The organism is Sphingopyxis sp. PAMC25046, from assembly GCF_004795895.1.
Taxonomy (GTDB): domain Bacteria; phylum Pseudomonadota; class Alphaproteobacteria; order Sphingomonadales; family Sphingomonadaceae; genus Sphingopyxis.
Window position 1 is genome coordinate 1,591,963 of record NZ_CP039250.1, and the last position, 13,532, is coordinate 1,605,494.

Genomic DNA, 13,532 nt, shown 5'->3' on the forward strand with positions numbered 1-13,532 from the left:
TCGTTCAGAGCCCGCGCCTCTTGCGCTGGCTCGGCGGAACCGGCCCGCCCCCGCGTTCGCGGTAGACAAGGCGGCCCTTGGTCAGGTCATAGGGCGTCATTTCGACGCGCACGGCGTCGCCGACGACCGACCGGATGCGGAAACGCCGCATCCGGCCTGCCGTATAGACGATCACCCGATGGCCATTTTCGAGGACGACGCCGAAGCGTCCGTCGGGCAGGATCTCGTCGATCTGCCCCTCGAAGGTCATCAGCTCCTCTTTGGCCAATAATCAGGCCGACTGGAGGTTGATCGCCGAGACCTTGCCATTGCGGCCGGTTTCGAGTTCGTAGGAGACGCGCTGCTCCTTGTTGAGCGTGTCCATGCCCGCGGCCTGGACCGCGGTGATGTGGACGAAGCTGTCGCCCGAGCCGTCTTCATTTTCGATGAAGCCATAGCCCTTGTCGGCGTTGAAGAATTTTACGGTGCCGATCGGCATGAGGTGTTTCCTTTCACGAGAAACGGGAATCCAGCGGCAACAGCGCCGCTGAAGCTGGTAGCGAGTGAAGGGAAGATAGTACCCCGAAGGGCCGTAAATTTCCGTCGCAGGCGACGATAGCCTCGCGAATATGGCGGTCTTGCTTGAAAAGTCAAGGTTGGCAGAATTTTGGCGCGCCCAAAGTTTCGTAATCCCGCGGAACCGAAGGCGGCGCGTAGCGCCTAAGCGGGGACCCGGTTGCGGCGTTTCGATACAGCGCTGCCGCGCTGTTTCACTCGTTTCGCTGGGTCCCCGCCTGCGCGGGGATGACGAAGGGAGGGAGGGGATCATCCGCTCGCACTTTTGCGCGCCCGTTTGCCCTCCGGCGCCGGGTCGTTGGCGGGATCGGGGAGGGCGAAGAAGGCGCGGCGGGCGGTTTCGCCGGCGCGGCGCAGCGGGGCGAAGGCTTCGGTGCGCGCGTTTTCCCACGCCGCTTCCTCGTCGATGTCGAGCGTGCGTTCATAATCCTCGTCGCCGAACAGGCCTTCCTCGATGCCGGTGAAATCGTCGGGCGGCGGGAAATTGGTGCGCCATTCGCCCTGCTCCTCGTCGTGCCAGACGGTCATCGCGGCCGCCTCTTCCTCGGGGGTCGGTTCGGCGTCGGGTTCTTCGTCGCAATCGGCGGAAATCCGCGCAACTTCATTCGCGATTGCCGTGCCGCGCCAGAGCGAGACGAGGGGGTTGGCGCGGTTGTCGCTGCCGGCGAGCCAGAGCGCGAGCGCGGCGGCCATGCCTTCGGTCGCGGGTGCGGGCGCGGTTTCGGCGGTGCCTTCGGGCGCCTCTTCGGATGCGGCGTCGGGGGCGGCGGTGCGCTCGGCTTCGGCCCCGCCGCGTGCGGCTTCGGCGGCGTCGAAGAGCGACAGGAAGCCCGGCCAGTCGCCGGCGATGGTCTGCGCGAGCATCTCTTCGCCCGCTTTAGCGCGCGTTTCGACCATGCGGTCGAGCCGCGCGAGCATCGCGAGGCCGAGGCGGCTGTCGATGCGGCGGCGCTTGTAAAGGCTGCGGTCCTCCTCGCGCATTACGGTGGTCAGCTCGTCATGCCCCCAGATCGCGCGGTCGAGCAGCTCGTCGACGAGCCGCCCGCGCGCGATCAGCAGCGCCGCGGCGCAGCCAAGCTTGAACGCCGCACCCTCGGGCCGCTGCTTGAGCTGATAGACGGCGGCGGGCGACATGCCGACCTTCGCCGCCGAAATCTTCACCGACCCGTTGGTGGCGAAAGCCTCCAGAAACTCGCGCTGGAGCCGCGGCGTCCAGTGATAGCTGCCGGGGGCGGGGATATGCGCGGGATAGTGCGGGAAGTCGTCCATCGATTCGTCCTTTCGGTTTGGTGAAGCCGACAGAATGAACCATATAGGTGAAATGTAGGAAAGGGGATTTTACCCTGCTCCGCAGACCCTTCTGTAGATTAAGGGTTAGGCCTCATTCGCATCTCAAACGGGTTGGGGCGTCGCTTCAGAGGCGTCTTCTACAACACGAACCCCTACCGTCCACCTCGCAAACCTTTCATCATCAATCATGATGTCGAAATGAATTTGCTCACACTCATTGACGGTAAAATTTCCAATCTCAATTATTGCGCGCGTCCGAACTAATCCACTGAATTGAATGGCAAAACTACCCTGCAGGGTTAGCTCGTTGCCGCACCTTATCTCAAGCTTAGCCGCCTTCTCGTCATCATCGTTATCTTCACGCTCAATCATAACTACGGCTGTCAAATTTCCCGCTATGAAAGGGAAACTCGGCGTCTGATATTCTTCAGAGACATTAACGATGGAAGCGCGGTTAGTACGAGCATCGACTACGACAGTTTCTGCGACGGTAAAGACTTTCAGGAACATTATGCGACCTTAGCTCGGGTGACTGCTGCAGGAATAATCGCAAAATCACTGGCGAGCAGATCGATGTCGTCAGTGTTCATTTGACGATCAAGGCCAATTCTCGCCTCGGTAGCGGCTGATGGCTGCTGCTCGATGAGGCCGGAAATCATATCTGAAAGCCATCCAAAATGATGGAGATCGAGAGTCGCCATCTGCTTGAGGGCAGGCGTGTCCTGTTTGAGTGCGGCCGCGACCGCTAACGCGAATGGGTAGACCTGCTCACGCAAACTGGCAGGCTCTGAACTCACCCGATTTACAAATTCAGCGAACAAAGCATCGGCATCATTGTGCAGGGCGATATTGAGAATGGCCGGATCTTCTCGGAGTTTGCGAGCGATATACATCGGCACATTCGCGAGCGCGAAGTGCGCTTTCGCTGCATTGAGATTGATCGCTTCCAAATCGATCATTGCTTCATCCTAAAATACCGAATTGTACGTAAGCTATATGGGCAATCGTTGAAAAAATGCACTACCTCGTGGCACGAGCCCCATTTGCTCAACACTTTCGGCGTTGGGACCAGTAACGCGCTATCGTCCGCTCGCTTGGCAATCTCCACGACGATGCCGGAATGATCAGCGTCGCCTTGCTCATCAAAATAAACGATGATGTCCCCTGGCTCGACATGAGGAGGGAAGACTTCGTGATACCCATCGTCGGCTAATATTTTGCGAACCTCTGCAGGTCTATAGATACGAGTTCTTCGCGCTCCGAACGTCAGTCCGTGACAATTGTAAGTGTCTGTTGGCTCGGTTGATCTATGAAATGCGGTAGGATAGCGTCGTTTATAGTCGTCGCTCACTGCGGTAATCCCATGCGTTCTTGCATTCGGATCGCAGATATTCCCAACTTGATTTGATTGACGGGTATGCAGCGCCAGCTCAGTCACGCGCGGTATCCAACGACGACTTAAGATAGTTCACAATTCCTCCCCCTCTGAATTTCCACGCCGTTTCACGGAAGAGCGAGTCGGTCAAACTGAATCGTGATCATTTTGATGCGGTCAACCAAACTGACAATCGTCAGCAGCTTGCATCTATGTGCGCCTAATTCTGGATTGAAACACTACACCGATAGGAGAGAGAAGCTCCGTTGTGTTCTAGCTGGCCCCATTCGCCGCCGACAAAATCGCCCGAACACTCGCCGTCGCCACGTCGGTGTCCAGTCCGCAGCCGAACAGGCTCTTCCCGTCGGCGGTGCGGCATTCGACGTATGCCGCGGCCTGCACATTGCTGCCCTGGCCGATCGCGTGCTCGCTATAGTCGACGATGTCCATCAGCGGACCTCCTGACTCGGCGAGCGCCGCGATCACGCTCGACATCAGGCCGTTGCCGCGGCCGCTGACGCTGCGAGGGGTGCCGTCGATGGTGAGCTTGCCGGCGAAGATGCGGTCGGCGCCGCTGTGCGTCTCATGCCAGTCGACGAGCTGGAAGCGCTTGGCTTCGGTCGCCAGATACTGGCCCTCGAACGCGTGCCAGATATCCTCGGCGCCGAGTTCGCGGCTCGTCCGGTCGGCGAGGGCCTGCACGATATGGCTGAAACTCGCCTGCATTTTCTTGGGGAGCTTGAGGCCCTTGTCCTGTTCGAGCACCCACGCGACGCCGCCCTTGCCCGACTGGCTGTTGACGCGGATCACCGCTTCATAGCTGCGGCCCAAATCGGCGGGGTCGATGGGCAGATAGGGCACTTCCCAGCGCTCGTCATTCTGGCGTTCGCGCGCGGCGAAGCCCTTTTTGATCGCGTCCTGATGGCTGCCCGAAAAGGCGGTGTAGACGAGTTCGCCGCCATAGGGGTGGCGCGGGTGGACGGGCAGGTTGTTGCAATATTCGACCGTCGCGATGACCTCGTCGATGTTCGAGAAGTCGAGTTCGGGATCGACGCCCTGCGTGTACATGTTGAGCGCGACGGTGACGAGGCAGGTGTTGCCGGTGCGCTCGCCATTGCCGAACAGGCAGCCCTCGACGCGGTCGGCGCCCGCGAGCAGGCCGAGCTCGGCCGCCGCGACGCCGGTGCCGCGGTCGTTGTGGGTGTGCAGCGAGATGATCGCGCGGTCGCGGTTGGGCAAGTTCTTGCAGAAATATTCGATCTGGTCGGCGTAGATGTTCGCCGTCGACGCCTCGACCGTCGCGGGGAGGTTGAGGATGATCGGCTTGTCGGTGGTGGGTTGCAGGATGTCCATCACCGCTTCGCAGCAGGCGATGCTGAAATCGAGCTCGGCGGTCGAGAAGGTTTCGGGGCTATATTCGAAGCGCCAGTCGGTGCCGGGCAGGCGCGCGGCATTGTCGCGGAGCTGCTTTGCGCCCTCGATCGCGATGCCCTTGATCTCGTCCATCTCCATGCCGAAGACGATCTTGCGCCACGCGGGGCTGACCGCGTTATAGACGTGGACGATCGCGGTTTTCGCGCCTTCGAGGCTGTCGAAGCTGGTGCGGATGAGGTCGGCGCGGCTTTGCGTCAGGACTTGGGGCGTCACATCGTCGGGGATGCGGCCGTTCTTCACGAGGCCCGAGATGAAGTCGAATTCGGTCGCGCCCGCGCTGGGGAAGCCGACCTCGATCTCCTTGAACCCGCATTTGACGAGCAGGTCGAAGAAGCGCGCCTTTTTCTCGGCATCCATCGGGTCGATCAGCGACTGGTTGCCGTCGCGCATGTCGGTGGAGAGCCAGATCGGCGCGCTGGTGGTGACGCGGCCGGGCCATTCGCGGTTCGTCAGGGGAACCTGCGGGAAGGCGCTATATTTGACCGAGGGGTCGCGGAGCATGGTCATGGGGTTCAAACTTCTTCTGGTGGTTGCGAGTGCTTGTCGATCGGACCCTTGAGCGGGTGGCCGCGACTAGCGCGCAGCCAGTGTCACGCCCAAGGGCGTGTAAGTCGCAGAAGAAGAAGGGCGTTGCCGCGCATGGCGGCTCTAGTGATGCAAAATGTCGCCGGATGCAAGGGGGGAATGCGAAAATTGCGTGGCTGCCACGCTTTCGTCATCCCGGGCTTGACCCGGGATCCCGCTTTTTTCTGCTCGCACCGGCTTCGACGTCAAGCGGGACCCCGGATCAAGTCCGGGGTGACGAGTAGAGGGGCTCAGCCAGCCACCCACTCGACCTTCGGGTCGTGGAAATCGACGACATCGGCGAGTTCGCGGACGTTCGGATAGCCATAGCCGACGAGGTTGATGAAGGTCTGGATATTGAGCGCGAGCGGGGCGCGCTTGAGCGGCACGGGGCTCTTGTGGTTCGAGAAATTATTGTTGCAATAGATGAGGATGGGGCGGTTCGGGTCGGCGCCGATCACCGCGGCGAGGCTCTCCGCGGTGAAGTCGGTGAGCGGGAGGTTGACCGCGCCCTTGATGTGGCCGCGCTGAAAGGCGTCCTTCGAGCGCGCGTCGAGGAGGAGCGTGCCGGGCCTTGCCGCCTCGGCCTTGAAAGCGTCGAAGGCGATCAGGCGCTGCGCGCGTTCGGGGGCGACGCTGGCGGTGAGCGCCTGAAAAGCCGGATAGTCGATCTGCGGGTTGGCCTGGGCCAGCGCGGGCGTGGACGTAAGGGCGAGAGCGAGTAGCAGGCTGCGCATGAGGATCCTCCCTTGAATGCAAGGGAGGCTAGGCCGCTTTGGCTGGCTCTGCGATGAACCGAAAAATGTCGCCGGGCCGCGAAGAGACCCGCGGCCCGGCGTAGTGCAGGGGATGGTTGCGGAGCGGGCCTCAGGCGGCTTCGCTCTCGTCGTCCTCGTCCCACGGTTCGTAGACCTCGTCCTCGATCAGATTGTCGACCGCGTGGACGCGCACGCCGATGCACCAGTCCTCGAGCGGGCCTTCCCATCCGGCCTCGACTTCGCTCAGCGCCTCGGCGGCGTCCGAAGGATTGGGGGCAGGGCGGTCGCCGACGAGGTCGAAATCCTGCACGCCGTCGTCGGGCGGGGTGATATAGACATGCGGGTCGAGCCGGACGTTGGTCCAGCCCGCGGTGGGGGCGAGGCCCTCGGCTTCGACCACCAGCAGCGGATTTTCCTCGTCGCCGTCGATCCCGGCGTTCACTTCGACGATTTCGCGGACCAGTTCGCTCATCACATGGGCTCCTTGTGCGAAAAGGGGCGGGACCAGCGTTGGTCCCGCCCCTTTTCATACGCGGCGCGTGTGACAGATTGGATGCGCGCTTACTGCTTTTCGAAGGCGGCGTGGATTTCGAGTTCGACCTCGTCGCTGACCATCGGAATGCCCATCGAGATGCCGAAGTCGCTGCGCTTGATCGTGGTTTCGGCCTCGAAACCGACCGTTTCCTTCTTGGTCATGCCCATGCCCGCGCCGTGGAAATCGACGTCGAGGGTGACGGGCTTGGTGACGCCGTTGAGCGTGAGGTTGCCGGTGACCTGCGCCTCGTCGCCCTCGGCATCGACGACGACGCTGGTCGAGACGAATTTGGCGTCGGCGGGATTGGCGCCGAAGAAGTCGGGCTTGCCGCCGTCCTTGCCTGCGCGGAGGAGGTGGCTGGTGAGCCCGGCGCTGGCGGTCGTGACCTTCGACACCGGGATCGTCACATCGACCCTGGCCGCGGCGGGATTGGCGGGGTCGATGACGAGCGTGCCGGTCACGTCGCCGAAGATGCCGCTATATTTGCTGAAGCCGAGATGGTCGACTTCCCACACGACCATCGTGTGGCCGGGATCGGCGGCATAGGTGCCCGCGGTGACGCGCGACTTGTCGGGCGCGCCGGGGGCGGAGCCGCCCTGGGCGACGACGATCGGGGTCGCGACGGCGGCGATGAAGGCGATGGCGGCGAGGGGGGCAATGCGGCGCATGAACGATCTCCTGCTGGGGAAGCGGAAGCTAGGCGACAGCGAGGGACGGCGTCAACAAGCGGCGGAGAAACGCAAGGTTTCGGTTTTTGCGTCAAGGCGCGCGGCGCGCCTCGAACCAGTCGCGCAGCGCCGCGGCGGCGCAGCCGGTGAAGCCATAGCTGCCCACGGGCGAGCAGCTGTTAGGGCGGCTCGCGCGCGCGACATTTTCATAGCCCTCGACCTTGGAGGCCCAGCTGCCGCCGCCGACGGCCTCTTCCTCCTTCAGCTCCTCGCGCAATTCCTTGGGCACGCGGTAGCGTTCGGTTTCGGGCTGCTGGGCACAGACGACGATCTCGCCCTCCTGCGCTTCGGGGCAGGGTTCGTCGCCATAGGTATAGAGTATCGAGGTGCGCTCGGGCGGCGTGCTCGACTGCGCGAGGCTGCCGCCATCCTCTTGCGCGAGTGCCGGCGCGGCCAGCGCGAGCGCCGCGAGGAGGGGGAGGAGGGCGGTTTTTTTCTTCGTCACAAAATCGCGTTCCCAAGCCCCGGTTCCCCGCGTTGCAGATGGAGCCCCGCAGATGAACCTAATCCGAACTGCCCCCTGCAACAATTGCCGTAACCCTTTGCGCTTTCGGCGCGAACTGGGTGGCGACGGAGGCCGGCGCGGGGCCGATGCCTTCCAGATGGAGATTGCTTATGAAAAACCAAGCCTTTTTCGCGCTGCTCGCCGCGGTGCTCGCTCCGCTGTCGGTCGCGGCGTTCACGCCGCAGGCCTATGCGAAGCCGGTGTATGTCGGTGTTGACGGTGGCAACATCGCGGTGAGCGGCTATGACGCGGTGAGCTATTTCGAAGAGGACGGCGTGCCGATGAAGGGCGACGCGGCCTTTGCCGTCGAGCATGGCGGCGCGGTCTATCATTTCGCAAGCGCCGAACATGCCGCGAAATTCCGGGCCGATCCGGCGGCGTTCATGCCGCAATATGGCGGCCATTGCGCGTGGGCGATGTCGCGCGGCTATCTCGCGCCGGGCGACCCGCTCGCCTATGCGATCGTCGACGGCAAGCTTTACCTGAACTTCAATCAGGAGGTGAAGGCGAAGTGGGACAAGGATCGCGCGGGCTTTATCGCGGCGGCCGAGGAGAATTGGGCGGCGATGCCCGACGACGCCAAATTCGGCGAGTGAGGGCGGGCAGGGGAGCGGCATTTTCGTTCCCCGCTTCCCCTTTTTATCGATCCGCGCACGAAAAAAATTTCGATTATGCGCCATGGCCTTATCGGCTTGCCGTGCGAAACGGCCGACGACTTGCGCAACTTTCGCCCGATCCACGAGTATTCATGTGCCAGAACGGGCCACGTCAACGGGCGGGTTCGAGCTGCGGGGGCAGCTGGTTCAATTGAAGGAGTAGGGTATGGGTGCCGTTTCGAAGAGCTCGGGCGCGATGCTGATGCTGGCGATGCTCGCCGCACCGGCGACGGGCAGCCTGGCGGCGCAGGAGCAGGATGCGTCCGGCAACGAAGTGATGGCGACCGTTTACGGACAGCTGCCGTCGCCTGAAGAGATGACCAAGGGGCCCAAGGTCGAAGGCATCATCTCGGCGCGCAGCGACGGCCGTATGCAGGTCACGACCGCCGACGGGAACAACACGGCGATCGCGATCGCCGACTATACGAAGATCAAGAGCAGCGGCGGCTTCCTTGGCCTCGACCGCGACAAGCTCGCGGCGAATTCGCTGCTTAACGGCCTTCCGGTCAGCGTCGACACCCTGCAGTGGGACGGCGGACTGGTCGCGAATGAAGTCAACCTCAAGAGCAAGGATTTGCGCACCGCGTCGATGATCCACACCGGCACCGACCAGCGCTTCGCCGAGCAGACGGCGGCGACCGAGGCGCTGCGCGGCCGCGTGGGCGACATCGACCAGTATAACGTCAAGGCCACGACGAACGTGAACTTCGACACCGGCAAGGCCGTGCTGTCCGAACAGGCGAAGGCCGATCTGTGCGCCGCGGCGAACCAGGCCGAAGGCATGGACAACGCGCTGCTGCTCGTCGTCGGCTACACCGATTCCACGGGCAGCCAGGAACTTAACCAGGTCCTGAGCGAAAAGCGCGCCGGCCGCGTTGTCAACCATCTGCAGCAGGCCTGCGGCTGGAAACCCTATCGGATGCTCACCCCGACCGGCATGGCCGAAGCCGACCCGGCGGCGGACAATAGCACGCCCGAAGGCAAGGCGCAGAACCGCCGCGTCGCGGTGAATATTCTGGTCAGCAAGGCGACCGACGGTCTGTAAGCCTTGATGGCGGACAAGATATGCGGGGCGAGCCCTTGGCTCGCCCCGTTTTTTTGAGCCGTCCTAAGCTCCTCCCTGTCGCGAAGCGATGCGGAGGTGGCAGCGCGAAGCACTGAGGGAGGGGCCAATGGCGCGACGTCGCGGCCCCTCCACCACCGCCTGCGGCGGTGGTCCCCCTCCCCATCGCTTCGCCACAGGGAGGATCGGCGAAGGGCCGGGTGATAGTTTAAATAAGGGCTTCTAGCCGGCCTCGAGGCTATCCAGCGACGCGCCGATCGCATCCCATACCTGCGCCAGTTCGTCCGCAGTAATGCAATAGGGCGGCATGACGTAGAGCGTGTTGCCGAGCGGGCGGAGCAGGATGCCGCGGTCGCGATAGAAAGCGATCAGGCGCGGCGCGAGATTCGAGAGATACCCCGCGTCGGGGACCGCTATGTCGAGCGCGGCGATCGTGCCGAGGCGACGTGACTTTTGGGCGCGCGGGTCGTGAGAGAGCAGCGACAGATGCGCGGCCTGTGCGTCGGCGAGCGCGTCGATGCGCTGCTGCACCGGCTCGTCGCGCCAGATATCGAGATTGGCGTTGGCGGCGGCACAGGCGATCGGGTTGGCCGTGTAACTGCTTGAATGATAGAAGGTCTTCGCGCGGTCGGTCGAATAATGCGCTGCGAAGATCGGCTCGATGCAGAGGGTGACCGCGAGCGGCAGGCTGCCGCCGGTGAGGCCTTTCGAGAGACAGACGATGTCGGGGATCACCCCCGCCTGGTCGCATGCGAAGCGCGTGCCGGTGCGGCCCCAGCCGGTCATCACTTCGTCGGCGATGAAGAGGACATTGTGGCGCGCGCAGATGGCGCGCATTTCGGCGAGCACCCATGCGGGATAGATGAGCATGCCGCCCGCGCCGAGGATCAGCGGTTCGACGATGAAGGCGGCGGGCTTTTGGGCGCACGCCGCTTCGAGTGCGTCGAGCGTGGCCTGTTCGAGCCCCTCGTGCGGGAAGGGGATGGTGTCGACGTCGAAGAGCAGGGGCTGCCACGCGCGGTTGTAGACCCCGCGCTCGCCCACCGACATGGTGCCGATCGTGTCACCATGATAGCTATGTTCGAGGACGAGGATGCGGCTGCGCGCCTCGCCGATGTTATACCAATAGCCGAGCGCCATCTTGAGCGCGACCTCGACGCTGGTCGACCCCGAGTCCGAAAAGAAGACGCGCGTGAGCGGGGCGGGGGTGATGCGGACCAGCTCGGCGGCGAGCGCCTCGGCGGGTGCGTGCGTCCAGCCGGCGAAAATGAGCTGGTCGAGCGTTTCGGCCTGCCGGGCGATCGCGGCCATGATGCGCGGGTGCGCGTGGCCGTGGGTGGTGACCCACCAGCTCGATATGGCGTCGATCCAGCTATTGCCCCCAGCGTCGTAGAGTTTGCTGTCTTTGGCGTGCGAAATCAGCGGGATGGAATCACCGAGGCCGTGCTGGGTGAAGGGGTGCCAGACGGGGGAGTTGGGCGTGCTCATGGCGTGTCCCTATACGCATTCGTCACTCGCGCGAAAGACAGAACCCCGGGGTGCACGATGGGTCAGAGGAAGTCGGCGATCTGGAAGTTTGCTTTGAACGCCGCTGCCAGCGTTGCGCTGTCCAGCGGGTCGATGATCGGCAGGCGGCCCAGCCGGCGGACGCCGCCGAGCTTCGCGATGATCGCCTCGCTGTCCTCGACCGCGTCGCCGAGGAAAGCGACGCCGTGGAGCGGGACGCCCCGCGATTTGAACGCCTCGATCGTGAGCAGGCTGTGGTTGATCGTGCCGAGCGCGGTGCGCGCGCACACGATCACCGGGATTTGCCAGCGCGCGAAAAGGTCGGCGTAGAGCGTCGTGCGCGTGACCGGGACGAGCGCGCCACCCGCACCCTCGACGATCAGATCGCCGGGGGGCGGAGTCAGCGTTTCCGTGTCGATGTTAACGCCGTCAATTTCGGCGGCGATATGCGGCGAGGCGGGGGTGACGAGGCGGTAGGCTTCGGGGCGGACCGGCACCCCGGCGAGGCGCGCGACGACCGCGCTGTCGGTTTCGTCTTCGAGTCCCGACTGGATCGGTTTCCAGTAAGGTGCGCCGGTGGCCTGCGCCAGAGCGGCGGAAAAGATGGTTTTTCCGATGCCGGTGTCGGTGCCGGTGACGACGAAGCGCGTCATGCCGCGGCCATCGCCTGCGCGAGCGCGTCCGCCATATCGTCTATGTTGGCTTCGTTAACATTGAGCGTGATGGCGATGCGGAGGCGCGCGCTTCCCTCAGCCACCGTCGGCGGGCGGATACCGCGGATGTCGAAGCCGGCGTCCTGAAGGCTGCCCGCGATGCGCATCGTGCGTTCGTTGTCGCCGATGATCACGGGTAGGATCTGCGTGCCGCTGGCGGGGATGCCGAGCGGCACGAGCCGCTCGGTGGCGTGGCGGACGAGCGCGTGGAGGCGCGCCTGGCGCTCGGGCTCGTTCGCGACGATCTCGATCGCCTGCCGAACGAGCCACGCCATCAGGGGTGAGGGGGCGGTCGAGAAGATGAAGGGACGCCCGCGGTTGACGAGGAAGTCGGTTGCGATCGCGGGGGCGCAGAGCAGCGCGCCTTCGGCGCCGAGCGCCTTGCCGCAGGTGTGGAGGGTGACGAGATTGTCGCGGCGCGGCAGCGCATGCGCAAGGCCGGCGCCGCCGGGGCCGAAGACGCCGGTCGCGTGCGCTTCGTCGACCACGAGCACGGCGTCGTGGCGGTCGGCGACCGCGGCGAGCTGCGCCAGCGGGGCGCGGTCGCCGTCCATGCTGTAGAGGCTTTCGACCGCGATCCACGGCGTCCCGGCGCCGCCGCCGGCGCGCCAGCGCGAAATGATGTCCTCGAACGCCTGCGCGTCGTTGTGCGCGGCGGCGACGTGGCCGGCGCGGCCGAGCTTCATCCCGTCGTGCGCGCTCGCGTGGATCAGTTCGTCGTGGACGACGAGGTCGCCGCGCTGCGGCAGTGTCGCGAAGAGCGCGGCGTTGGCGGCGAAGCCGGTCGCGAAGAAGAGCGCCGCCTCGCTGCCATAGTGGCGCGCGGCGTGCGCTTCGAGCGCTTCATGCTCGGCGTGATTGCCGCGCAGCAGGCGTGAACCGCCCGAGCCGGCGGGGAGACCGCGCGCAATGCCCGCGGCGAGGGCATCGCGGAGTGCTTCGCTGTCGGCGAGGCCGAGATAGTCGTTCGACGCGAAATCGCGGCCGGCGCGCGGCGCGAGCTTGCGGCGGCGGCTGTCGTGCGCGAGCGCCGCGAGATCGGCGCGATGGGCGGTAAAAGGGGAGATCACCATCTTCTTCCTTCTCTCGTCATTCCCGCGAAAGCGGGAACCCGGTTGCGACGCCGGCTCGCTGGGTTCTGCTCGGAGCCACGTGTCTCCGGACACCTTTCGCGGGAATGACGAATTTTTAGTCTGTGCGGCTGGCGCCTCTTAGCGCCGACCGTTCTTCGCCGGTCAATCGGTGAGGTTTGGCGATCGGTTCGAGCGTTGCGGCGTCGAAGAGCGGCGATCGCCGGCGGTCGCCCGAGATGAAATCCTTGATCGCGCGCCAGAAGAAGCGACGCATCAGCGTCGGGGTGCCCATTTTGGGCAGGTGGCTGGCGTCGCCGATGGCTTCGTGCGTGAAGAGATGGCCGCGCGGCGGGCCGAGCATGTCGGCGCGCCTTACCGGATCGCAGGCGGCGATCAGGATCGTGACGAAGGGGAGCTTGCCGTTCTTGAAGGTGTTGAACAGCGGTGTGCGGCAGCAGGCGGCGTACCAGCGCAGCGTCGGCGCGTCGGTCAGGTGGAGGCAGGCGAGCCGCTCGCGGCCGGAGTCGATCCGCATCCGCGCGCATCGCGTCTGATAGAGCGGCGTGCCGCCGTGCGCGTCGAGCAGATGCGCGTGACCGAGATGGTGGGTGAGATTCTGGCAATCAGTGCAGTGGCAGACGACATGGTCGCCCTCGCCGGATACGACGCGCATCGTTCCGGTGACGGTGCCGCAGTCGCAGGCGAAGGAGAGATCGGATGCCATGATCCGGCCCTAGCTCTTCGCCCGCGACTGGGGAAGGTATATCGGAGCAGGCT

17 protein-coding genes are annotated in these 13,532 nt (G+C 64.3%); 2 read left to right on the forward strand and 15 right to left on the reverse strand.

The genetic code is table 11. The features are described 5' to 3' along the window. Window positions 1–4: 4 nt before the first annotated feature. The 11 genes from infA to E5675_RS07420 all read right to left on the reverse strand — a co-directional run bounded on the left by infA (window position 5) and on the right by E5675_RS07420 (window position 7,684). Window positions 5–268 carry a translation initiation factor IF-1 gene (infA, locus tag E5675_RS07370; RefSeq protein ID WP_136173950.1) on the reverse strand — a complete coding sequence of 88 codons (264 nt, stop codon included), beginning with the start codon at window positions 266–268 and terminating at the stop codon, window positions 5–7. A gap of 3 nt (window positions 269–271) precedes the next feature. After that, window positions 272–478 (reverse strand): cold-shock protein, encoded by a 207-nt coding sequence (locus E5675_RS07375; RefSeq protein ID WP_037554756.1) that lies wholly within the window; start codon window positions 476–478, stop codon window positions 272–274. 326 nt (window positions 479–804) lie between these two features. Further along, a complete protein-coding gene (locus E5675_RS07380; protein WP_136173951.1) occupies window positions 805–1,824 on the reverse strand; it encodes a hypothetical protein in 1,020 nt (339 codons plus the stop codon). 123 nt (window positions 1,825–1,947) lie between these two features. Then, window positions 1,948–2,355, reverse strand: coding sequence for a hypothetical protein (locus E5675_RS07385; protein ID WP_136173952.1), 408 nt, complete (start codon window positions 2,353–2,355; stop codon window positions 1,948–1,950). Next, a complete protein-coding gene (locus E5675_RS07390; RefSeq protein WP_136173953.1) occupies window positions 2,355–2,804 on the reverse strand; it encodes a hypothetical protein in 450 nt (149 codons plus the stop codon). The genes E5675_RS07385 and E5675_RS07390 overlap by 1 nt, the downstream gene beginning before the upstream one ends. After that, window positions 2,801–3,283 (reverse strand): hypothetical protein, encoded by a 483-nt coding sequence (locus tag E5675_RS07395; RefSeq protein ID WP_136173954.1) that lies wholly within the window; start codon window positions 3,281–3,283, stop codon window positions 2,801–2,803. Before E5675_RS07395 ends, E5675_RS07390 begins: the two co-directional genes overlap by 4 nt. A 210-nt stretch (window positions 3,284–3,493) precedes the next feature. Further along, window positions 3,494–5,161: a 2-isopropylmalate synthase gene (gene leuA, locus E5675_RS07400; RefSeq protein ID WP_136173955.1), complete on the reverse strand. Its 1,668-nt coding sequence runs from the start codon at window positions 5,159–5,161 to the stop codon at window positions 3,494–3,496. 308 nt (window positions 5,162–5,469) lie between these two features. Then, window positions 5,470–5,955, reverse strand: coding sequence for a rhodanese-like domain-containing protein (locus E5675_RS07405; protein WP_136173956.1), 486 nt, complete (start codon window positions 5,953–5,955; stop codon window positions 5,470–5,472). Between the two features lie 130 nt (window positions 5,956–6,085). Further along, a complete protein-coding gene (locus tag E5675_RS07410; protein ID WP_136173957.1) occupies window positions 6,086–6,448 on the reverse strand; it encodes a hypothetical protein in 363 nt (120 codons plus the stop codon). A gap of 89 nt (window positions 6,449–6,537) precedes the next feature. Continuing rightward, window positions 6,538–7,179 carry a YceI family protein gene (locus E5675_RS07415; protein WP_136173958.1) on the reverse strand — a complete coding sequence of 214 codons (642 nt, stop codon included), beginning with the start codon at window positions 7,177–7,179 and terminating at the stop codon, window positions 6,538–6,540. Window positions 7,180–7,270: 91 nt separating this feature from the next. After that, entirely contained in the window at window positions 7,271–7,684 is a 414-nt protein-coding gene (locus E5675_RS07420) for a hypothetical protein (protein WP_136173959.1), read from the reverse strand. A gap of 170 nt (window positions 7,685–7,854) precedes the next feature. Between E5675_RS07420 and E5675_RS07425 the strand changes: the two genes are divergently transcribed. Together E5675_RS07425 and E5675_RS07430 are read left to right on the forward strand one after the other, a co-directional pair. Then, window positions 7,855–8,340, forward strand: a complete 486-nt coding sequence (locus tag E5675_RS07425; protein ID WP_136173960.1) for a YHS domain-containing (seleno)protein — start codon at window positions 7,855–7,857, stop codon at window positions 8,338–8,340. 226 nt (window positions 8,341–8,566) lie between these two features. Then, entirely contained in the window at window positions 8,567–9,445 is an 879-nt protein-coding gene (locus E5675_RS07430) for an OmpA family protein (RefSeq protein ID WP_136173961.1), read from the forward strand. A 240-nt stretch (window positions 9,446–9,685) separates the two neighbouring features. Here E5675_RS07430 and E5675_RS07435 read toward each other — a convergent pair whose 3' ends face one another. The 4 genes from E5675_RS07435 to E5675_RS07450 form a co-directional block, all read right to left on the reverse strand. Further along, window positions 9,686–10,951: an adenosylmethionine--8-amino-7-oxononanoate transaminase gene (locus E5675_RS07435; protein WP_136173962.1), complete on the reverse strand. Its 1,266-nt coding sequence runs from the start codon at window positions 10,949–10,951 to the stop codon at window positions 9,686–9,688. A 62-nt stretch (window positions 10,952–11,013) separates the two neighbouring features. Next, a complete protein-coding gene (gene bioD, locus E5675_RS07440; RefSeq protein ID WP_136173963.1) occupies window positions 11,014–11,622 on the reverse strand; it encodes a dethiobiotin synthase in 609 nt (202 codons plus the stop codon). After that, window positions 11,619–12,755: an 8-amino-7-oxononanoate synthase gene (locus E5675_RS07445; protein WP_136173964.1), complete on the reverse strand. Its 1,137-nt coding sequence runs from the start codon at window positions 12,753–12,755 to the stop codon at window positions 11,619–11,621. Before E5675_RS07445 ends, bioD begins: the two co-directional genes overlap by 4 nt. 115 nt (window positions 12,756–12,870) lie before the next feature. After that, window positions 12,871–13,479: a DUF6151 family protein gene (locus tag E5675_RS07450; protein WP_136173965.1), complete on the reverse strand. Its 609-nt coding sequence runs from the start codon at window positions 13,477–13,479 to the stop codon at window positions 12,871–12,873. Between the last annotated feature and the right edge of the window lie 53 nt (window positions 13,480–13,532).